Annotated in this window: 15 protein-coding genes and 1 pseudogene; 9 read left to right on the forward strand and 7 right to left on the reverse strand. The window is 69.7% G+C overall.

Annotated features, from left to right (window positions below; translation table 11 throughout):
• The first annotated feature begins 534 nt into the window (after positions 1-534).
• The 4 genes and pseudogenes from AWZ10_RS44640 to AWZ10_RS44650 all read left to right on the forward strand — a co-directional run bounded on the left by AWZ10_RS44640 (position 535) and on the right by AWZ10_RS44650 (position 3658).
• Complete coding sequence (locus tag AWZ10_RS44640; RefSeq protein ID WP_060894056.1) at positions 535-714, forward strand: hypothetical protein; 180 nt, start codon at positions 535-537, stop codon at positions 712-714.
• A 264-nt stretch (positions 715-978) separates the two neighbouring features.
• Positions 979-1191, forward strand: a pseudogene (locus AWZ10_RS56200) (class I SAM-dependent methyltransferase); the annotation flags it as partial.
• 104 nt (positions 1192-1295) lie between these two features.
• On the forward strand, positions 1296-2528 hold the full coding sequence (locus AWZ10_RS44645) for an alpha/beta hydrolase (RefSeq protein ID WP_060894057.1): 1233 nt from the start codon (positions 1296-1298) through the stop codon (positions 2526-2528).
• Between the two features lie 665 nt (positions 2529-3193).
• Positions 3194-3658: a hypothetical protein gene (locus AWZ10_RS44650; protein WP_060894058.1), complete on the forward strand. Its 465-nt coding sequence runs from the start codon at positions 3194-3196 to the stop codon at positions 3656-3658.
• A 241-nt stretch (positions 3659-3899) separates the two neighbouring features.
• On the opposite strand, the gene AWZ10_RS44655 is transcribed toward AWZ10_RS44650, so the two are convergent.
• The 6 genes from AWZ10_RS44655 to AWZ10_RS44675 form a co-directional block, all read right to left on the reverse strand.
• Positions 3900-5114 (reverse strand): alpha/beta hydrolase, encoded by a 1215-nt coding sequence (locus AWZ10_RS44655; protein ID WP_060894059.1) that lies wholly within the window; start codon positions 5112-5114, stop codon positions 3900-3902.
• 102 nt (positions 5115-5216) lie between these two features.
• A complete protein-coding gene (locus tag AWZ10_RS44660) occupies positions 5217-6791 on the reverse strand; it encodes an AMP-binding protein (protein WP_079104705.1) in 1575 nt (524 codons plus the stop codon).
• A gap of 840 nt (positions 6792-7631) precedes the next feature.
• On the reverse strand, positions 7632-7937 hold the full coding sequence (locus tag AWZ10_RS55400; RefSeq protein ID WP_319071753.1) for an FAD-dependent monooxygenase: 306 nt from the start codon (positions 7935-7937) through the stop codon (positions 7632-7634).
• A gap of 247 nt (positions 7938-8184) precedes the next feature.
• The gene (locus AWZ10_RS44670) at positions 8185-8799 is read right to left on the reverse strand and encodes a uracil-DNA glycosylase (RefSeq protein WP_060894061.1); all 615 of its coding nucleotides are present in this window, start codon (positions 8797-8799) and stop codon (positions 8185-8187) included.
• Positions 8789-9229 (reverse strand): hypothetical protein, encoded by a 441-nt coding sequence (locus tag AWZ10_RS53310; protein ID WP_208618668.1) that lies wholly within the window; start codon positions 9227-9229, stop codon positions 8789-8791. Before AWZ10_RS53310 ends, AWZ10_RS44670 begins: the two co-directional genes overlap by 11 nt.
• Before the next feature lie 92 nt (positions 9230-9321).
• Positions 9322-9828, reverse strand: a complete 507-nt coding sequence (locus AWZ10_RS44675; RefSeq protein WP_060894062.1) for a nitroreductase family deazaflavin-dependent oxidoreductase — start codon at positions 9826-9828, stop codon at positions 9322-9324.
• Between the two features lie 162 nt (positions 9829-9990).
• Here AWZ10_RS44675 and AWZ10_RS44680 point away from each other — a divergent pair, with 162 nt between their 5' ends.
• Together AWZ10_RS44680 and AWZ10_RS44685 are read left to right on the forward strand one after the other, a co-directional pair.
• Positions 9991-11079 carry a PP2C family protein-serine/threonine phosphatase gene (locus AWZ10_RS44680; protein WP_060894063.1) on the forward strand — a complete coding sequence of 363 codons (1089 nt, stop codon included), beginning with the start codon at positions 9991-9993 and terminating at the stop codon, positions 11077-11079.
• A gap of 34 nt (positions 11080-11113) precedes the next feature.
• Positions 11114-11647: a MarR family winged helix-turn-helix transcriptional regulator gene (locus tag AWZ10_RS44685; RefSeq protein ID WP_060894064.1), complete on the forward strand. Its 534-nt coding sequence runs from the start codon at positions 11114-11116 to the stop codon at positions 11645-11647.
• A gap of 574 nt (positions 11648-12221) precedes the next feature.
• On the opposite strand, the gene AWZ10_RS44690 is transcribed toward AWZ10_RS44685, so the two are convergent.
• Positions 12222-12980: a DUF4142 domain-containing protein gene (locus AWZ10_RS44690; protein ID WP_060894065.1), complete on the reverse strand. Its 759-nt coding sequence runs from the start codon at positions 12978-12980 to the stop codon at positions 12222-12224.
• A 1048-nt stretch (positions 12981-14028) separates the two neighbouring features.
• Between AWZ10_RS44690 and AWZ10_RS44695 the strand changes: the two genes are divergently transcribed.
• From AWZ10_RS44695 to AWZ10_RS44705, 3 genes are all read left to right on the forward strand, one after another.
• Positions 14029-14583, forward strand: coding sequence for a hypothetical protein (locus tag AWZ10_RS44695; RefSeq protein WP_240439371.1), 555 nt, complete (start codon positions 14029-14031; stop codon positions 14581-14583).
• A 94-nt stretch (positions 14584-14677) separates the two neighbouring features.
• Positions 14678-16714 (forward strand): flotillin family protein, encoded by a 2037-nt coding sequence (locus AWZ10_RS44700; RefSeq protein WP_060894067.1) that lies wholly within the window; start codon positions 14678-14680, stop codon positions 16712-16714.
• Between the two features lie 86 nt (positions 16715-16800).
• Positions 16801-21741, forward strand: coding sequence for a DNA repair ATPase (locus AWZ10_RS44705; RefSeq protein ID WP_060894068.1), 4941 nt, complete (start codon positions 16801-16803; stop codon positions 21739-21741).
• Positions 21742-22052 lie beyond the last annotated feature (311 nt).

The following is a 22052-nucleotide window of genomic DNA, read 5'->3' on the forward strand; positions in this document are numbered from 1 at the left end:
GGGCGCATCGACGGCCGAGCCGGAGCAGGCGGCAGGCCCTGGTGACAAGCACTCTCGCCGATCGCTCGTCAGGAGGAGCGGCTGGCGTCGGCCGCCGGTTTTGCGTAGCGCGCGACCGGATGGCCCGCCGCCGGCCCGGTGATGGCTGCCGCCAGGAGCAGCAGTACGACGAAGAAGAATGTGACGGTCGCGGGTCCGAGGGCCTCCAGAAACTACGCGCCGACGCGCGCGACGGCGCCGGTTGCGTCGACGACCGATCCCGGACCGGCGGGTCCCTGGACGCGGATCTCGTATCAGCTGCAGTACGGCACGTACGCTTCCGGGCAGAAGGTGTACGTGGCGTCGTCCGGTGGGTCGCAGGGTGCGCGTTCGCTACTCGGACCGGGTGAGGCGAATCGGCCCGAGTGCCCCCGCTCGCCGTGGCGGCGATGAGAGGGAGCAGTCCGGTGTTTGGCTTGCCGGGCCCGTCGAATGCCGCGATCGTGCTCGGTCAGGAGGGACACCACGGCGGCGCCGCAGCAGGGACCGGACGAAGTGAAAGTCGAAGCCTTCATGGAGAAGGCGCTCGGGGACATCAGCGGGATGATGGCCGTCGGTCTGTGTCACCTGGGCGACCGGCTGGGCCTGTTCGACGCCCTCGCGGCGGGCGGACCTGTCGGAAGCCAGGAACTCGCGGACCGTCTGGACCTGAACGAGCGCTACGTACGCGAGTGACTGCGCGGTCTGACGGCTGCGGGTTATCTGGAGGAACTGGAGCCCGGGAGCTTCGCACTTCCCGCCGAGCACATTCCCGCCCTGGCTGACGAGAAGGGCCCCATGTTTCTCGGCGGCGTCCACCAGATGATGCCCGCTGCCCTGGCGCCGTACGAACGACTGATCGAGGCGCTCCGGAACGGGGGAGGCGTAAGGCGCAGCGACTACCCGGACACCCTGTGGGACGGCATGAGCCGTTTCACAGGCAGCTGGTTCGAGAGCGTGATGGTCGACGACTGGCTGAGCACCTTCCCTCACGTCGTCGAAAAGCTGGAGCGAGGCATCGACGTCGCGGACGCGGGTTGCGGTGCGGGCCGCGCTCTGATCGTGCTCGCCAAGAGGTTTCCCCGCTCCCGCTTCACGGGGTTCGACAACTTCCCGGGGCAGGTGGAACGCGCCCGGGCGAACGCGGAGCCGACGATCGCCCACTCCGAGGGCCGGATGAGGGCGACGGGCATGCCTGCGCCTCGCCGATGCTGTGCCGACACGCTGTGTGAATCGTCCATGTGTACGCCTGTAGACGGGAGTTGTACGCTGCAAAGGTGGAGGGGGACACGTATCGCTTCGGGGAGTACGAGCTGGACACGGCTCGACACCAGCTCCGGCGGGCCGGCGTACCGGTCCACGTCGAGCCTCGGGCCCTGGACCTGTTGTGCCACCTTGTCGCGCACCGGGACCGTGTGGTGCCGAAGAACGAGCTGCTCGACGAGGTGTGGGGTGATCGCTTCGTCAGCGAGGCGGCCCTCACCACGGCGCTGCGGACCGCGCGTCTGGCCGTGGGTGATACCGGCAGTCAGCAGCAGTTGATCCGCACGGCGCACCGGCGGGGCTACCAGTTTGTGGCTGCGACTACGGTCACGGGAGGCGGCCCGGCCATCGGATCCGGCCGAGAATCCGGTGTCAGGCCAGCGACAGCCGACGGAGCGAGTGGCGCCGACCGTCAGACCATTCGGTTCTGCAGGTCCGGCGACGGCACCCGTATCGCCTATGCCACGGTCGGCTCGGGCCCGCCGCTGCTCAAGGCCGCCAACTGGATGAGTCACCTCGACCTCGAGTGGACGACTCCGGTGTGGTCTCACTGGCTGGGCGGTCTTGCCCGTGACCGCCGACTGATCCGCTACGACGAGCGCGGTTGCGGCCTCTCCGACTGGGCGGTACCCGGCTTCACGTTCGACGACTGGGTCGACGACCTGGAGACCGTGGTCGAGGCCGCGGGACTGGACAGATTTCCCCTGCTCGGGGTGTCGCAGGGCGGCGCGGTGGCGGTGGCCTATGCCGTGCGCCATCCCGAGCGGGTCAGCCGGCTGATCCTTGCCGGGGCGTACGCCCGAGGGCGGCAGGTCCGGGCCCGCAACGAGACCGAGCACGACGAGGCGTCCCTCGACCTGGATCTGGCTCGCGTGGGGTGGCTGCACCAGGACCCCAAGTTCCTGAGGGTCTTCGCCTCCCAGTTCCTGCCCGAGGGCACGCCCGCGGACTGGGACGGGTTCACCGCGTTCCAGCGGCAGACGACCTCACCGGCCAACGGGGTGCGTTTCTTGGAGGAGTTCGCCCGGATCGACGTGTCCGGCATTGCCCACCTGGTGCAGTGCCCGACTCTGATCCTCCACTCGCGCGACGACGAGCGGGTACCGGCCACGCAGGCCGGTGAGCTCGCCGCTCTCATTCCGGATAGTCGACTGGTCCTGCTCAAGAGCCGCAACCACCTGCTCACCGCGTTCGAACCGGCGTGGGACGAGTTCCTGGCCCGCATCGACGACTTCCTGGCCGAGTGACGCCTCCTACCCAGGAGCAAACGGCCGACCAACGGCACTTGGACGGCACCGACCGTAGTCATCGGCGACCTCAACCGAACCGGCAGCTTCTGAACCCGCGTCGTCCGGCGGGCCACCGCCTCCCCGACCGGCTGGGGCCAACTGATGTGCGGCTCCGCGGAGTCGGTCCGCCGTGCGCTCTCCCACGGCGAATAGACCACCTTGACGACCGTCGGGATCGGGCCCGCAAAGCCGCAGACCGCACGTGGAAGGCGCCGAAGCCTCGGATGGATTACCGCAGCACCGGGAGGCCCCTGCGGGTCTGATCAGCCGCTCCATGTGACGCTGTTCGCTGGTCGACGGCTGTTCGCCCTACCGGCGCCTCCGTAGACGCGCCATCCCGCATCGGCCCCTCCCAGGACTGGGCGGGGGAGGCAGAACGCCACAGCCGCTGTCCACCGAAGCCTTCCGGCGCAGGCGGCAGGGGTTCTCCACGGGCACTTCGCCGACCTGAGGGCCGACGCCCTCAACTCCCCCTCAGGAAAGCCTCAGACCTCCGTCAAGCCCCGGCACGGCGGTGAGCCCGATGCTGGAACAGCGCCGGGAGAGGAACTGTCGAGCGGACTTCCTCCGGCCCGGCGCTCACATCGAGCACACCGACACAGGACATGAGAGAAGGAAACACAATGCGACTCGACAACACCAGGACGTCCGGTCGGATCCGGACTCGTCGGGGGCTGGCGCTGCTGATCGCCTCAGGGACCGCGCTGGGCTCCCTGCTGCTGGCAACGACTCCCGCGCAGGCCAACGACACCACCAAGCAGGTCGCCGTGGACGGCCAGTCGATCACGTTCGCCACCAGCGACAGCAGCCGGGGCGTCAGCGGAAACGTCTCGTTCGTGGTGAACGCGGCCGGCAACTGGCAGATCACGGGAACCGGGAAGAACTCGCACCTCCTCGTCCGCACGTTCCACTGGACCTGTGACCTGACGTGGGACGCGGCGTCCGTCTCGCACGCGACTGGGAAGAAGGCCGTGCCGGGCAAGAAGACCCGCACGATCAGCTCGGCGGCGTACGACCCCAACGTCCAGGCGGACTTCGCCGACATCGTCGCCCGTGGCAGGGCCGACTGCGACATCGTCATCGGCTAGCAGGAGCGGGTTCCGGCACACTCCCGGAACCGCGGCAATGATCTTGCGAGGGCTGTCCGGCGGCAGGCCGGGCGGCCCTTCGCGCGTTCCGCAGGGCGGGCCGGATTCCTCGGCCGCGGCTGATGCCGGGCCTCGCCGACCGCCCGGAGCGTGTGGCGGGTGGGCGCGGGCGGCCTCGGAACCGGCCGGTTCGGGGACCCGTGCCCAAACTTCCGTCGACCGATGCGCCCTGCCCGACGCGCTACTCGGCGAGGAAGTTGTCCAGGTGGGAGAGGAACGTGGGCCAGGCAGGGTCGTCGGCGGTGAACAGGTGGTTGCGGCCTTCGAGCAGGATCAGTCGGCTGTCGGGGATGAGAGTGGCCAGCTCCAGGGCCTGCGTGACGGGGATTCGTGCGTCGTCGCGGGAGTGGATGATCAGCGTGGGGCATGCCACCTGGTGGGCGATGTCGGAGACGTCGATGCGGGCGAACTCCTCCAGGAAACGCAGGCCGTTGGCGGGCGAGGTCGTCTGCCGTTGGTAGGCGGCGAACGCGTCCCATTCCGCGGGGGTGGCGTCGGCGAGGTACTGCGAGGCGACGTAACGAAGGAAACTGCTGTCCTGGGAGCGCCATCCGGCGCGGGCGATGTTCAGATCGACCTCTGCGGCATCGCGCTCGGTGTCGCTGCCGGCACGGATCAGCTGTCCCCGGGCGTAGGCCGAGGTGAGGATCAAGTGGCTGACCCGCTCTGGTCGGTGCGCGGCGTAGGCGACCGCCACCGCGCCGCCCTGTGACACCCCGAGCAGCGGGAAGCGGGCGAGCCCGACGGCATCGGCCACGGAGTCGAGGTCGCCGATCAGGTCGTCGAGGGTGAAGCTGGGCACCGTCCACTCGGAGAGGCCGCAGCCCCGCTCGTCGTAACGGATGAGCTGCCTGCCTCGAGTGAGGCCGTCGAACCAGTGCGCCCACATCGGTGTGGTCCGATCGAGGTCGAGGTGGGTCAGCCAGTTTGCGGTCTTCACCAGCGGCGGGCCTTCGCCCGTGGTGGCGTAGGCGATGCGAGTGCCGTCGGCGGAGCGGCAGAACCTGATGACCTCGTGGTCCGCGTGTGACACTGCCCCGGTGGCCGGGCCGGTGGGCGTGGCGGGCGGTGTCGTGGAGACAGCCGTCGCACGCGCGACGAACCGATGGCCGCGCTGAGCCACGGTACGAATGAACTGCTGCCGTGTGTCGCTGTCACCGATGGCTGAGCGGGCCGCGCGCAACCAGGTGGCGAGTTCGGCCTCGCTGACCGTGGTCGACTGCCCCAGCGCGTCGAGAAGCTCCTCCGCGCGGACGACGCGATCGCGGTGCTCGACGAGATGGCAGAGCAGATCCAGGGCCTGAGGCTCGACATGGACCTGCCGCCCGTCATGACTGAGCCGACGACGTGCCGTATCCAACTCGTACTGCCCGAAGTGGTAAACCGCGCCGCCCACAGCCGTGACTGTACAGCCTCCGTGCGGACCTGAGGGAGACGGGCGCGCCCACGGCGCCCGCTCCAACAGACCGACCGGACGCGGAAGTTGGACCGGCACGGGTCAGGGGCGGGCCCGCTCCCGCAGCCGACGTCGCAGGATCTTGCCGGAGGCCGCCTTCGGCACCGCCTCGATGAACTCGACCCGGCGGATCCTCTTGTACGGGGCGACCTGGCCCTCGACGTGCGCCATCACCTCGTCGGCGGTGAGCGACGCCCCGGGTGTCGGCACCACGAACGCCTTGGGCACCTCGTTGCCCTCCTCGTCGTAGACGCCGATCACCGCCGCGTCGGCGATACCCGGGTGGCTCACCAGGATCGCTTCGAGTTCGGCCGGCGCCACCTGGTAACCCTTGTACTTGATCAGTTCCTTGACCCGGTCGACGATGAACCAGTTGCCGTTCTCGTCGACCCGTGCGATGTCACCGGTGTGCAGCCAGCCGTCGCCGTCGACCAGTGCGTCGGTGTCCTCCGGGCGGCCGAAGTAGCCCTTCATCACCTGTGGCCCCCGGATCCACACCTCGCCCGGCTCGCCCGCCGCCGCATCCAGCCCGGTGACCGGATCGACCAGCCGCGCCTGTGTCGACGGGAGCAAGTCCCCCACGCACGCCACGGGCTCGTCGCGGTTGCCGTCGGCGTGGAGATGCGAGGCGGGGGACAGCTCGGTCATGCCGTACGCCTGCCCGATCTCCACACCCAGCCGCTCGGCCACCGCCGTCTGTACCCCGGCGTCCAGCGGGGCCGCGGCACAGATGACGCGCCGCAGGTGCGACAGGTCCAGCTTCCCCACCGCGGGGTGCTTGGCCAGCGCCAGCATCACCGGTGGGGCGACGTACGCGTGGGTGATCCGGTCGCGCTCCAGACTGGTCAGGAACGCGTCGAGGTCGAACCGCGCGTGCACATAGACGGTCGCGCCACGGCGCAGCGCGTTGTTGACCAACGCGGTCAGCCCGAAGATGTGGAAGAAGGGCAGGATCGCGATGACGCGGTCGTTCTCGTCGACCCGATGCAGCGCGTTCATCTGTTCGAGATTGGTGCACAGGTTGCGGTGGGTCAGCATCACGCCCTTGGGTACGCCCGTGGTGCCGCTCGAATAGGGCAGCACGGCGACGTCCACGGCCGGATCGCTCTCGAACGCCGGCACATCGCAGTCGCTCAGCAACCCCAGCACCGAACGGTGACCTTCCGCCTTGTCACATACCAGGATCTCGGTGTCCCGGCCGGTCTGCCGCCGTACCAGCTCGACCGCGGCCCGCGCGGTCTCGACCAGGGCCGACACGCTCACCATCAGTCGCGCCTCGGCGTCGATCAGCTGCTTGGCGATCTCGGCCGGCGTGGCCAGCGGCGACAGTGTGGTCACCGTCCCGCCCGCGGTCGTGGTGGCGTAGAGGACCACGGGGAACAGGACCGTGTTCGGCGAGTGCAGCGCGACCACGTCGCCCTTGCCGATGCCCTCGGCGGCAAGGCCCGCCGCGATCCCGCGGACCAGTGCGGCCAGTTCGCCGTAGGTGAGCGTCCGTCCACTGGCCACGTCCACCAAGGCCGGCCGAGTTCCGCGCCGCGACGCATCGCCGAGCACCCACTTGTGGAGGGGATGATCGACGGGGGCGACATCCGGGTACTTGCTCTTGAAGATCATGACGTCTCCGTATCTCGGTTCTCGCTGCGCCGGTCAGAACAGCCGATGGTTCTGAGGGCGGGCGACGACGGCCCCGGAACCGAACGGTCTGCCGGGGCACAGGCGGGAGGGACCGGGTCCGCTCAACCATCGGGCATGCCACCACACCGGAGCTTGGTGGAAACCTGAGGCTTTTCTGAGGAGCGGGGAGCGGCTGACTGCGACCCCGGCCCGGCCATTGCCGCCGTGCCGGGTGTCTGCTGGTTGAGTAGGCAACCATTTCGGGGACTTCGGATGTGAGGCGTCGGCGGCACCATGAGCGCCGTGGCCGCCACCGCCGCGGACGCTACGAGGCTCTGTGTCCGCACGGTCCGGCCGTGGTGTCGCCAACACCGGTCCAACTGGCTGTGGGGAGAGTCCGGCATGAGCAGGCGGACAAGTGGCGTGGACCGCGCCGTACAGCGGGCGCGGTGCGGCACCTGTCGCCACACCGAGATCCCCGCACGCTGCGGCCGGCCGTGTGACCCGCCCGGCCGACCTCGACGCGGACGGCCGCGACGCAACCAGGACGCCGATCTGGCGGCACTGCGGAGAATCCAGGACGGACCCGTGGCCGAACAGGTCGAGTGTGGAAGTGCTGGCGTCCCACCACGCGTGCGCGGCGCAGTAGCCGGGCTCGCTGCCGGGCGCCAGTCGGCGTTCGGCTTGCCGGGGCGCATCGCCGCATCGGGGTCCTCGATGACGGTCGGCGAGCGGTAGCGCAGCCCGAAGTGGATCTCCGAGGCATCGAACTCCCGCTGTACGCCGCTGCTCTCCAGCCGCTGTGCCATCTCCGCACGGGCCCGCTCGCCCTCCGGCCGTTCAGGTGATTTCGGGCGGCACCTGCCTGCGCAGGGTGCGCTGGAGGCTGCGGTTGGCCTCGTTCAGGCCCACGGCTATCGGCCTGCGCTCGGTGCCGTACCTGTCGAGCAGCCCGCGCCCGGCCCAGCTGTTGAGCGTGGTGGCGAGCTTCCCTCCCAGGGCGGCGACGTTTCCGGTGCTGGTGTTGAGCCCGAAGCCGCAGGAGGGCGCCAGGGTGTGTGCGGCGTCGTCGGTGAGGAAGCTTCGCCTGGGCCCAGTATCGGTCGACGGCGGAGTCGTCCACGCCCACGACCAATTTGTACAGATTACTGCCGCTCGGTGAACGCATCGGGAAGCGCAGCGTGGACGACAGCATGAGGAAGAACACGAGGGCGGCGCGGTCGCCGAGACGCTCCCTGAGCTCGGGAGCCCGGAAGAGGATGTTCACGGAAGACCCTGCTTGGCGCATGGGATGCAGCCCGAGCGGGCAGGGCCGAGCCGTAACGGCATACAGCCCACCCCCTCATCCAGCACAGCACAGCACGGCGACGACGCCGTATTCCGGCACCTGCTCCTACTGCAGCGCCTGCCCGACGCGCTGGTAGGCATCCAGCCGATGCTGTTCCCTGGCGGCACGAACATCCGGGTCGGGTGACCACAACGCTTGCCGACTGGGGTGATAGGTGCTGACGACCTCGTACTGGCCTTGCCGCACCAGCTCGGGATGTGTCCTCTCCAGCCGTCGCCAGCCGTCCTGCGCATCCCCTCCCTGCAGGAGGACGACTTCGATGCGGGACAGCAGACCAAGGAGCCGAGCCAGCACCGTGACCCCTGCCTGCCGCTCCTCCGCGTTGGGCGCGCGGTTGATGTACCAGGGGTAGGCGTTCCACGGAACGGTGTCGCGAGGCTCAATGCCGGCCTCCGCGAAACCACTGCACTGACGCTCGGCGGTCGCGTCGTCGTTCTCCACACACAAGAACCCTGAGCCGGTGCCGTTCTGTGTCTTGGGGCCGGGATCGCGCAGGATGCACAGCACGCGTGCCTCCACGCCTCCATGCCACGGCGCGACGTACGGCATCCAGCCACGGCCGTCCTGGTCCCGCAACTCGTCGACCATCTCGTTGACGGCACGGACGTGCGGCGCGTACAGGTCCTTCTCCTGCTCCGTACGAAACGCCTCATCCGCCATGCGTCTCACCACATTGGCCTCCAGTGCTGCTCAGCTGTCCTGGCCGGCCACAGTAACTGCGCCCACTGACAATGGCGGAGGCGGATTGCTGCCGGAGCCGACGCAGGTTCTCGGATGGCCCGGCCCAGGGGGCGGCAAGCAGCGATGGCGTCCGTGGTGCCGTCGGCGCCTCCAGCGCTTGATATGCGAGTCGCCTCAGATGCCGTATGAGGATCGACAGGAACCGCTCGGGCTCCACCACGCAGAGAACACTCGTGAGGAGGGCCTCGTTGAAGCCTGTCATGGCGAACGACTTCGTGCCGTCGAGGGCCTGCTGCAGCCGGTCCTCGCGCGGAACGTCGTCTGGCCCGTGGAGAAGGTATTCGATCGTCCGGCGGGTCGATTCCGCAGCCGCGGAATCGACCATGGCGTTCCACGCGGCGTTGAACACGGACTGGTTGCCGGGGGTGGGCTCCCATGTCGGAATGGGCCAAGTCCTTGAGGAGCGTGGGGTCATATGTGCGCGCAGGGCGGACGCGCCGTTCAGGGCAGGTGATGTCCAGCGGCGTCGAGTCGTACGAACGGGATTGTTCTGCCCGCCCCCTGGAACGATGCCGCGCTGCCGTCCACGGTCAGGCCCATGAACGCGCACAGGCGGCGGGCGAACCGTGGATGCCGCACCGCGTAGTGGGCCATGACCTCTGCCCCCTCTTCAGGGGGGAGGAACCGCGCGTCGACCGCGTAGTGGCGATTCCCCATCTGGACGACGGTCTGCGGCTGGCGGCGCAGGTTGCGGTACCAGTCCGCCTTCGGTCCGAAGCCGGACGCCACCGTCCAACTGCCCCCTGCCGGATCGCGGGCCACCACCTCCAGGACCACGTGGCGGTCGGCTCCGGTGACGCGACCGGTGTGGTGCAGCAGCAGGAACCGTCTGCCGAGGACCGGTCCCAGACCCGCACGGAACAGCAGGATCGGCAGCCGTAGAGCGAAGCGTCGCCATCCGGAGGGGTGTTGAGGGAGCCGTGGGGTAGTGGTGTCCGGTCGCCGCATCGTCGCCTCCAAGGGCTGGGGAATGCCGGCTCTCGGCATCGATTGGGTAAAGGGCCGGAGCGAGAGCCGTGCCGTCGCGGCAACCCTTGCATAGTATAAAGGTTGGGGAGGGGTGTCTGGGCAAGGCGGCTCTCCAGTGTCGCGACACCGCTGGAGTGCGCCATGACCATGAAAGAGCCGCCGTCGAACGGCACGCTGCTGTCCTGCATGCCGGTCGCGGTCATGGCCGTGGTGACGGGCGTGGACGTAGTGGCCGGGCCCGGGGTGGGGTTGTTGCCGCTGGTGTCGCTCGGGCCGGCCTTCTCCGGGCTGGTCGGGGGATGGCGGCGTACTGCCGTGATCGGCGTGGTGGCTCTGCTGCTGTGCGTGGGGCTCGGCCTGTACAACGGGTTGTTCGAGGAACGCCGGGGCTTCGCGGCCATCGGGTCGGTGGCAGGTGTCACCGGTGTGGGTATCGCGGCGGCCGTGATGCGTTCGCGCCGGGAGGCGGAGCTGGCCGGTGTCCGCTCGATCGCCGAGGTCGCCCAGCGGGTGCTGCTGCGGCCCGTGCCCCTGACGGCGGGCCCGCTGCAGGTGGCGGTTTCGTACACCTCTGCCGTCGCCGAGGCGCGGATCGGGGGAGATCTCTACGAGGTGGTCGCCTCCCCGCACGGCGTCCGAGTGATCGTCGGCGACGTCCAGGGCAAGGGGCTGACCGCGGTCGAGACCGCCGCGGTGGTGCTCGGCGCCTTCCGGGAGGCCGCACATGACGAACCCGACCTGGTGAGGCTCGGCGAGCGTCTGGAGCGCAGTGTGGCCCGGGAGTTGGAGGGCGAGAAGTTCGTCACCGCGATCCTCGCCGAGATCGGCTCCGACCGCGAGGCCGTGTTCCTCAACTACGGCCATCCTGCCCCCATGCGCCTGTGCCGGGACGGTACCGCCGACTTCCCCCAGCCGCCCTCCTACGCGTTGCCCCTGGGGCTGGGCGCCCATGGAAGCGATGGCCCCAAGCCGTACCCGGTGGCGTTCCACCCGGGCGAGCAGCTGCTGCTGTACACCGACGGTGTCACCGAGGCCCGCGACGAGCACGGTTCATTCTTCCGGCTCGCCGACCGGGCGTACCTGCTGAAGGACGCCGACCCGCACAGTGCGCTGGACGCGTTGCGCGAGGACGTGGTGCGGCACGCGTCCGGGCCGCCGCACGACGACGCCGCGATGCTCCTGCTGCGCTATCACGGTCATGGAATGGGAAAATCTGCTCGGGCCGATTGAGCGTGCGGGTGCTTCGGCGCGTAGAAAGGGAGGCATGGCGGAACACAGGGCCCCCGCGGGGGACATGGATGATGTTGATGCGGTCACGCGTGCGGTGCTGACCGCGTCACGGCTGCTCGTGGCGGTCTCGGCGCGTTCCCTGGCCGAGGTCGAGGAACGGGTGACGCTTCCGCAGTTCCGCATGCTGGTGGTGCTGTCCACTCGTGGTGCCACGAAGTTGGTCGTGCTCGCGGACCTGCTCCAGGTGGCGCCCTCCACTGCGATGCGCATGGTGGACCGCCTGATCGCCGCCGGGCTCGCCGACCGTCAGGTCAACCCGGACAATCGCCGCGAGACCATGCTCCAGCTCACGGACGAGGGGCGGCGCACGGTCGCGGACGTCACCGCGAGGCGGCGTGCCGAGATCGCGGCGATCGTCGGGCGGCTCGGGTCGGATCAACGGGCGGCACTCGTCGGGGCGCTCACCGCGTTCAACGAGGCGGGTGGAGAGCCCCTGGCCCCGGTGTCGGACGATCCGGAGTTGTATCCGCTGGGATGGGTGGATACGGCGGCCGGGCGCGGCGCCTGAGGGTGACCGTCATGGTCCGTGGCTCCTGCCGCGGTCGCGAGTGCTGGGCTGCACTGCGCCACCCTTGCCAGGTTTCGCATGACGCAAGAGAGTCGTGAAGAGTGACGGCGGGAGTGGTGACGCGGGTTCGGTTGCCGAAGCCCGGCAGTGCGCGCCGTTTCCCCATATGCGGGTGAAGGTGGTGCGGCTGTGGGGCGTGGTGCCGCCATGGGGGCGTTGCGACTCGCGGACAGGGGACAACCGGGAGTGGAGTAGCGGGTGCCCAGGCTGCGTCGGCAACCGCCCGTGGCGGAAGCGGGACTGATGTCCCATCTGAGGACATCCGCGTGGGGGCCCGCGGAGTTCGTCGGCCTGCCGCCGCGGTGGCTTCTCGCCGAGGGGCTGGTCGCGGGGCTTCTGGCCTCCGCGGGGCCGCTTGGCCGACTTGGCGGCCCTGGCGTGCGCCCTGGTCGCCGGGTGCGCGCTCGCGGTCGTGCGCTCCTTCCAGCTGGCCCCCGCCCCTACGGCGACCGAGACCCGGCCTCGTCCTCACGCCGATTGAGGACGAGGCCGGCGCGGTGAACCGGTGGCCGTGTCACTCCGACGGCGACGGCGACGCGCCGGCTGTCGGGCTGGCCGTCGGGGCGGCGGTCTGCACGTTCAGGTCCGGGCGAGGGGTCAGGACGACCATCGGGGCTCCCTGCTGGGGCACGGGCGGGGTGGCCTGCTCGCTGGGGAGTTTAGGCGGGTTGGTCTGCTGGTAGTTGACCTGGTCGTGGTTGACCAGGCCGGTCTTCTCCAGCACGGTGATGTGGTCGAGCACGGTGTCGTTGGCGAGGTCGGCCAGCTGGCGCACGAGGGTGTTCCTCGTGCTGGCGCGGATCTTGGCGATGGCCGGGAAGATCTGGCCGTGCGTGACGCGCATGATCTGTACCGCGGTGGAGTCGAACTCCTTGCCGGTCGCCGCGTCGACGGTCGCCACGAACTGCTGCTGTTGCGGGCTCGCCTGGTTGTTGAGCGTGATGTTCAGCTCTGGAGCGATCTTGCGGCACATCTCGTCGAGGCCGGCGTGCCCGACGACCAGGTGTTCTCCGGCCTCCTTCATCTCCGGTGTCGTGCCGCGTTCCATGGCCATCTCGCCGAGCGGGTACTCCCACAGTCCGGCGGAGCGGACCTTGATGACGAAGTCCCGGTCGGCCTCCGTCAGGGGGCCGTACTGGGTGTTGGCGATGATCCGCTCCGTGCCTGTGGCCGCCTTCTCGACGCCCAGCAGGGCGGGGTAGGCGAGCGCGGCGACGGTCAGCAGCAGACCGCCACTCACGAAGATCGTTCCGATGCTCCACGTACGACTCATGGCAACTCCTGGCAGCGGGTGGCCGTACCGGCGAGTCCGACGTGGTGCGCCGGACTCGCCGTGCGGCTGGGTCGCCAGGGGGTACGGATGAGAACGGCGAATCAATCATTGCGCTGGGTAAAATTTGCAGTGTGCCCGGGAGGGGTGCCTCGGTGATTCAGTGCGGTCCGCGCTGACCTGCGAGAATGTAGTAGGCGACGCTCTTTCGCTGGATCCGGTCGGCCTGGGAGAGAGGCGCGCCGTGCGTCGGTGGCGGAGTCATGCACCAGTTCGACGGGTAGGGGCACCGCGTCATCCGACACGCGTACGGTGAGCGAACCGCTTCCCCGTTCCTCGATGACGAGGGCGACGGAGCGCTGGGCGAAGTCCCTTGTGAGGGTGGCTGATTCCGGTCGGATGCGCTGTATGAAGCCGGCTGTCCCGCGCGAAGAGCCGCGGCCGCTGGAGATCTCCATCGGCTGACCCGGCCCCACGGCGCACCGGCTGCGGGAGGGGGTTCGCGCCGCTGTGGATTCCGTCCGCGCCGCCCGCTGTCTGGTGTGCGCAACCTGGCCTTGCCCTGGGGGCGTTGTCTGCTACGCACGCATTCGCCGGCTTCAGCCGCACGGGCCGGGCGGTATCAGCGGCGGGCCGTGGCCCACATGGGGAGCGCCTCCTGGCAACTGTGAGGCGTTGGCGGCACTTGGCCCAGCTGCTCGAACCCTGCCGGGCGGAACCGGCACGCACCAGCCGCCTGTCGCGGCCCAGCTGAGGACCAGTCCCTTGATCCCGTTGACCCGTTGACGCGTTCATAGCGGGGGACCGGCATGCACGACCTGGCGAAGACTGCCGGAAGTCGGCAATGCGCGGGAGAGCCGACGGAGGCAGGATAGGGGTTGAGGGGAGCACGCGAAGGAGGTCTCGATGCCGGACACCGGCAGGTGTCCGGCATCCGACTTCTGAGCTTGCGCAGAAGCCGTCGCGGGACGGGTGTGATCGGGGGTTGGGGATGCGGACGTTCTTCGAGGCTGCCACAGGATTTCCGACCTTCCTGTTCACGGTTTCCCTCTTGGCGGCCCTGGGCTTCTGGCTGATGGTCGCGGTGGGCGCGGCCGATTCCGACACCTTCGACAGGGACGCGAACCTTGATGCCTGGGGGATGGGCGGGGTACCGGTGGCGGTCGCCATCTCTCTCTGGACGGGGTTCGCCTGGTCCGGCAGCCTCGGCCTGACCGTCCTGCTGGATCCGGTCGCCTTCTCGGGGCCGACACGCGCACTGACCGGACTCACTGCGTTCGTCGCCGCCGCCTTGGCCTCATGGCGAGTGACCCGAGTGCTCGTACGACTGCTGCGCCGCCTCCACCCCGATGAACCCGGGCCGTCCTGGCCGGACTTCGTCGGGCTGACCTGCACTGTCCGTTCGGAGCGGGCGGACGACGGTTTCGGTCGGGCCGAAGTCGTGGCCCGGGACGGCTCCACCGCAGTGGTCAAGGTCCGCCGACGCGGTACCGACGATCTCGCCTGCGAGGGTGCGGAGTTGCTCTGCGCCTACGACGAGACCAACGGCTTCTTCTGGATCGCCCGCCGCGAGGCGGAACTCCATCCGCACGGTCGAGCCGCCTGAGCGGCGCGGCTCGACTTTTCAAGGCCCACTTCGGCCTTTCGACTTCCGGGGCTCTGCGTGGCTCCGATCTCCTTAACTCCCAAGGACGTTTCTCATGGATGTCATCACCGTGGGTGTCGGCGTGCTCGTCGCCGTCTGCCTGCTCGCCGTACTCGTCGTCTCCCAGCTGTTCCGCAAGGTGGAGCAGGGCAAGGCGCTGATCGTCTCCAAGATGCGGAAGGTCGATGTGACCTTCACCGGGCAGGTCGTGCTGCCGGTGCTGCACAAGGCCGAGGTGATGGACATCTCGGTGAAGACCATCGAGATCACGCGGGCCGGCAAGGAGGGGCTGATCTGCCAGGACAACATCCGTGCGGACATCCGGATCTCGTTCTTCGTGAAGGTCAACAAGACCGTCGAGGACGTCATCAAGGTGGCCCAGGCTGTCGGTACCGCGAGGGCGAGTGACCGGGACACGCTGCAGGAGCTGTTCCACGCGAAGTTCTCCGAGGCGCTGAAGACCGTCGGCAAGCAGCTGGACTTCACCGACCTGTACACCAAGCGCGAAGAATTGCGGTACCGGATCATCGAGGTCATCGGTGTCGACCTCAACGGCTACCACCTGGAGGACGCGGCGATCGACTACCTGGAGCAGACGCCGCTCACCCAGCTCGACCCCGCCAACGTGCTCGACGCGCAGGGCATTCGGAAGATCACCGAGCTGACGGCCGTGGAGCACGTGCGCACCAACGAGGCGCAGCGCCACGAGGAGAAGGAGATCACACGGCAGAACGTCGACGCCCGCGAGGCCATTCTGGAGCTGGAGCGGCGGCAGACGGACGCTGAGATCAAACAGCGGCGGGAGATCGGCACCGTACGGGCTCGTGAGGAGGCCGAGACGGCTCGGGTGGTGGAGGAGGAGCGGCTGCGGGCGCAGTCCGCGTTCCTGAAGACCGAGGAACAGCTCGGGGTGCAGCGGGAGAACCAGGCCCGTGAGGTCGCGGTCGCCGCCAAGAACCGCGAGCGGGTCATCGCCATCGAGAGCGAGCGCATTGAGAAGGACCGTCTCCTCGAAGTCATCGCACGGGAGCGGGAGACCGAGCTGACACGGATCGCCGCCTCCAAGGAGGTCGAGGCGGAGAAGCGGGACATCGCCGAGGTCATCCGCGAGCGGGTCGCCGTGGACCGCACGGTCGCCGAGCAGGAGGAGTCCATCAAGAAGCTGCGGGCCGTGGAGGAGGCGGAGCGGCAGCGCCAGACCGTGATCATCGCCGCCGAGGCTCAGGCGCAGGAGAAGCTGGTCAAGGACATCAAGGCCGCCGAAGCCGCCGAGCAGGCCGCCACCCACCGCGCCGCCGAGGAACTGACCCTGGCCGAGGCGAGGTTGAAGACGGCCGACCTCGACGCCCGGGCCAAGCTGCGGCTCGCCGAGGGCGTCCAGGCGGAGGCCGCGGCCGAAGGGCTGGCCGGCGTCCAGGTCCGCGACAAGGAGGCCGAGGTCATCGAGAAGGCCGGCCGCGCGGAGGCCGAGGCGACGCAGGCGCGCATGCTGGCGGAGGCCGCGGGAGTCAAGGCGCAGGCGCTCGCCGAGGCGGAGGCCATCGGCGAGAAGCTGAAGGCGGAGGCGGCCGGGCTGACGGAGAAGGCGGCGGCGATGGCCGCGCTGGACGAGGCGTCCCGGGGCCACGAGGAGTTCCGGCTGCGGCTGGCGGCGGAGAAGGACGTACGGCTGGCCGGGCTGGACGTGCAGCGGCAGGTCGCCGAGGCGCAGGCCACGGTGCTGGCCACCGGGCTGGAGAACGCCGACATCAGCATCGTCGGCGGGGAGTCGGTCTTCCTCGACCGTCTGGTGTCCTCGATCGCGCTCGGCAAGGGCTTCGACGGCTTCGTCCAGCACTCCGAGACCGCCCAGGCTCTCGCGAAGCCCTGGCTGGACGGCACCTCCAGCTTCACCGACGACCTGGGCCGCGTTCTCGGCTCGGTGTCCACGGCCGACGTGCGGGACCTGACCGTCTCCGCCCTGCTGATGAAGCTGATGAAGACGGGCGGTGTCGACTCGGCCGCGCTGCGGCAGCTGCTCGACAGGGCTGGCGAGCTGGGCCTCGCCGACACCTCGCTCACCGCTCTGAACGGCAGCGTCGCCAAGGTCTGACCGGCCCATGATCCACGGTCCGGAGCTGCCGCACAGGGGACAGCAGCTCCGGACCGTGTTCCACCCGACTTCCTGAGAGGGATCCCATGATGACCGGCCCGGACACCGGTACACAGGAGGCGCTCGACGCCGGTACGTACGAGGTGCTGCGCGACCGGCTGACCGCCCAGGCCGCCGAGCTCTCCCGCCGCGCCGGGGCGCTCAACGTCCGCCGTACCGAGGAGTTTGGCGGCACCCGGCTGGAACTAGCCGTCACCCAGCGGCTGCGCACTCAGCACAGCCGCGTGCCGCGCGACATCGTCTCCGTCGGCGACACACTGCTCTTCGGTCACAACGTCTTCCTCGGCCTCAAGCCGGAGACGACCGTCCGCGACGTCTTCGCCCTGTACGACCGCGACTTGAACCGGCTGCCCGACGACGCCGTTCCCGGCCTCCTCGACGACCCCGCCTTCGTACGGGAGTTCACCGCCCTCTACCGCTACTACCGCCAGGCACACCTCCTCCAGCTCCGCAGCGTCGACGGCAAGGTGCTGGCCGTCTTCCAGACCGGCGAGAAGGTCGGCGACATCCGCGTCCTGCGCTGGGCCATGACGGAGGACGGCGGGGCGGCCTTCCTGGACGCGCGCGGCGAACGCGATCACGTCCTCCCGGCCTCCCACGACTTCGTGTGGACGGAGACGACCCGCGAGGACCACGTCCTGGGCCGTCACCCGCACGTCTCCATCGAGGGCGAGGTCTTCGTCGAGACGATCGGCGGGACTCTGACGGTCAAGATCGAGGACGACCCCGAGACAGGCGAGGGCATCTACGCCGAGCCGGTCGCCGAGCCGCTGCAGTCCCTCGCCGACGCCTACATCGCGTACGCGCGCGTGGGCGCCCTCATCCTGCTGGATGTCCTCCCTTACAAGGAGGAGGCCCATCGCTACCTGGTCTTCAACACGCTCACCAGGACGGTCGTCCGCCTCGACGGCATCGGGCAGGCGTGCCGCCGCCTGCCCGAGGACCAGGGCATCGTCTTCCCCGGCGGGTACTGCCTGGCGACGGGGGCGTACAAGACGTTCGACGGCCTCGACACCGACGGCCTGGAGTTCGAGCGGGTGGTCCGCTCGCCCAACGGCGAGGACGTCCTCTTCGCCTTCCACGCGCGTGTGGAAGGCCGCAGCCTGCTGCTGCCGTACAACATGATCCGCAAGGAGGTCGCGACCCCGCTGTCCTGCCACGGCTGGGCCCTCTTCGACGACGGCAGGCTCATGGTGCTGCGCGCCGACAGCGACGAGCCGCAACGCGTCCACCCGCTTCAGCTCTGGCACTCCCCGTACGTCTCCGACACCTACGCCGCTGCCCGGCCCGTGGGCACCGGCCCGCTGGCCCGGGTCGGCAACGCCGATCTTGTCCGTGGTATCTCCGACTGCCTGTCCATCACGGGCGCCGTCGCCGAGACGACCCCGACGAGCGCCGTGTACGAGGCCCTGGCCGCCGCCTGCGTCCGGGCCGCCGACTCCTACCACTGGCTGCGCGAGCCCGAACTTGGCGATCTGAACGAGCCGCTCGCGCAGGTCCGGGCCACCGCCGAGCAGGTGCTGGCCGAGTTCGAGACCGTCCAGGCACTCACGCGACAGGCAGCCGACGCGCTCGACGAGGCAGCGACGCGCCTCGCCACCGTGGTGCGCCGACTGCGCGGCGAGGCCCCGAGAGACGCCGCAGCATGGGTAGAGGGCCTGACCGAACTCCGGCACGCGCAAGGCCACCTGCTCACCCTCAAGGACATGCGCTACGCCGACACCGCCCGCCTCGACGAGCTCGCCGAGGACGTCGAAGCCGACCTCGCCGTCTTCGGGCAGCGGACTGTCACCCACCTCGCCCGCGAGGACGCTTTCGCGGACCACCGAGCCGACATCGAGCAACTCGCCATCGACGGCCGGGCGATCACCACTGTCGCCGAGGCCGCACCCCTCGCCGCCCGCCTCGACGACCTCACGGACCAACTGCGCACGGTGACCGAGGTCGTCGCCGGGCTCGACATCGGCGACGCCACCGTCCGTACGTCCGTCCTGGAGCGCATCGCCGAGGTCCTCGGCGGCGTCAACCGCGCCCGCGCCACCCTCGACGGCCGCCGCCGCGAACTCCAGGACCGCGAGGGACGGGCTGAGTTCGCCGCCGAGTCCGCCCTGCTCGCCCAGGCGATCGCCGGTGCCCTCGCGGCGACCGACAGCCCCGAGGCATGCGATGAGCAGCTCGCCCGCCTGCTCGTGCAGGTGGAGAACCTGGAGGCCCGGTTCGCCGACTTCGACGACTTCCTCGACAAGCTGGCGGACAAACGCGACGAGATCCACGAGGTGTTCTCCGCCCGCAGGCAAACCGTCACCGACACCCGAGCCCGCCGCGCCGAACGCCTCTTCGACTCCGCGACCCGCGTCCTTCAGTCGGTCACCCGTCGCGCTGCCACGCTCACCGACACGGACGCCGTCGCCACGTACTTCACCTCCGACCCGATGCCTCGCAAGGTCCGCCACATCGCCGACGAACTGCGCGAACTCGGCGACCAGGTCCGCGCGGAGGAGCTGGACGGCCGCCTGAAGTCCGCCCGCCAGGAAGCACTGCGTACCCTCCGCGACCGCACTGACCTCTACGCCGACCACGGCCGCACCCTCCGCCTCGGCACCCACCGCTTCGCCGTCAACACCCAGCCCCTCGACCTCACCCTTGTCCCGCACGGCGAGGGCCTGGCCTTCGCGCTGACCGGCACCGACTACCGCTCTCCCGTCACCGACCCCGACTTCGGCACCACCCGCCCGTACTGGGACCGCCCCCTGCCCTCGGAGTCGCCCGAGGTCTACCGGGCCGAGCACCTCGCCGCCCGCCTGCTCGACGAGCACGGACCAGCCGCACTCGCGGAGGCCGATGACCTCCCCGCACTGGTCCGGCGGGCGGCGGAGGCGGCGTACGACGAGGGATACGAGCGCGGCGTCCACGACCACGACGCGACCCTGATCCTCACCGCGCTCGTGCGCCTGCACGAGGACGCCGGCCTGCTCCGCCACGAGCCGGCCGCCCGCGCCGCCGCCCAGCTCTTCTGGGCGCACGGCACGACGGCCGAGGAGCGCGACAGCTGGACCAGGCGTGCGGTGTCGATGGCCAGGGCCCGTGACACCTTCGGTCGCACGCCCGCCATCGACGACCTCGTGGCCGAACTGGCGGAGGCGATCGGCACGGAAGCGGCAGCCGTCTACCTCTTCGAGGAGCTGACCAGCGGCTCCGACGGCTTCGTCATCAGCGCCGGCACCCGTACCCTGCTCGACAAGTTCCGCCGAACGGTGGGCACATCGGCCTACGACGACGACCTCGCCAGCCTCATCGACCCGGCTGCCCGCAAGCAGCTCGTCGAGACATGGCTGACGTCGTACACAGCCGCGACCGGGTCGGACACCACCCCCGGCGACCTGGCGGAGGCGGTCGCCGCCGAGCTCTGCCCAGACCTGGCCCGCTACGAGTCCGACGCGTCCCTGACCGAGACCGTCGAGGGGCTGCTCGGCACCCACCCGCGCATCACCGGCCGCACACTCACCATCCGCGTCGACGAACTCCTTGCCCGCACCGCCGAGTTCCGCGCCCACCAGGCTCCCGCCCACCGCGCGTACCAGCGCCGCCGTACGGCGTTGGTGGCCGCCGAGCGCACCCGCCTCCGCCTCGACGAGTACCGGCCGCGGATCATGTCCGCGTTCGTCCGTAACCGGCTCATCGACGAGGTCTACCTCCCGCTCATCGGTGACAACCTCGCCAAGCAGCTCGGCACCACGGGCCAAGCGAAGCGCACCGATACCGGTGGCCTACTGCTGCTCATCTCCCCGCCCGGCTACGGCAAGACGACCCTCATGGAGTACGTCGCCGACCGGCTCGGGATGCTCCTCGTCAAGGTCGACGGACCCGCCCTCGGCCACGCCGTGACCTCCCTCGACCCGGCCGAGGCGCCGAACGTCACCTCCCGCCAGGAGGTCCAGAAAATCAACTTCGCGCTGGAGGCGGGCAACAACACCCTCCTCTACCTGGACGACATCCAGCACACCTCACCCGAACTGCTGCAGAAGTTCATTTCACTCTGCGACGCCACGCGCCGTATCGAGGGCGTACGGGACGGCGAGCCGCGCACCTACGACCTGCGCGGCAAGCGATTCGCGGTCTGCATGGCCGGCAACCCCTACACCGAGTCCGGCAGCCGCTTCCACGTCCCCGACATGCTCGCCAACCGCGCCGACGTGTGGAACCTCGGCGACGTCCTCACCGGAAAAGTGGACGCCTTCGCGCTCAGCTTCGTCGAGAACGCCCTCACCGCCAACCCGGTCCTTGCCCCGCTCGCCGGCCGCGACCGCGCTGACCTCGACCTGCTCATCCGCCTCGCCGAGGGCGACGCCACGGCCCGCGCCGACCGGCTCACCCACCCCTATGAGCCCGTCGAGCTGGAGCGGATCCTGGCCGTCCTGCGTCACCTGCTGACGGCCCGGGCGACTGTCCTCGCGGTGAACGCCGCGTACATCGCCTCCGCCGCGCAGACCGACGCCACCCGCACGGAGCCGCCCTTCCAGCTCCAGGGCTCGTACCGCAACATGAACAAGATCGCCCAGCGCGTCCAGCCGGTCATGAACACCACCGAACTGTCGGCGCTGATCGACGACCACTACCGGGCCGAGGCCCAGACCCTCACCACCGGCGCCGAGGCCAACCTGCTCAAACTCGCCGAACTACGCGGCACACTCACGGCCGAACAGGCGGCCCGCTGGACCGAGCTGAAGGCAGCGTACGTCCGCACCCAGGCGCTCGGCGGCCCCGAGGACGACCACCCCCCAGCCTTCGGCCGGGGAAACCCCCATCTCGCCACGCTCGCCCGAGCGGTGGCCGCCCTCGGTCTCCTTGCCGATCGGATCGCCGCAGTCGAGTCAGCGATCAACCGTGCCGCCGACCCACGCCACCTCATCGCCGATCCCACAGCCCGCCACGCGGCCCGCTCGCTCCCGGGGGCAGGGGAGGAATGACGCGAGGCCGTCCGGGGGCCACGACCCAGGCTGCGGCCGGAGGCGGCCGTGTTCGCGACGGGAGTGGGTCCGGGTCCGCGTCGCTCCCGTGAACGGGTGACGGGTGCAGCAGCGGCTGGATCCCTGTGCCGTCCGGCTCGTTCTCTCACTGGCTGGTTGTCGTGTTCCTGCCTGACGTGGCTACACTCCGCTGCAGGTGAGCCGGGACATCTGGTCGGCTGGAGTGCCACCTTTCCTGGAGTCGCCTGATGTTCAGACCCTTCACCAGCCGCACAGCCGTGCGGTTGCTCGCGGTTGCCGGTGTGGTGCTC

The sequence above is a fragment of the Streptomyces europaeiscabiei genome (assembly GCF_001550375.1).
Lineage (GTDB): Bacteria > Actinomycetota > Actinomycetes > Streptomycetales > Streptomycetaceae > Streptomyces > Streptomyces europaeiscabiei.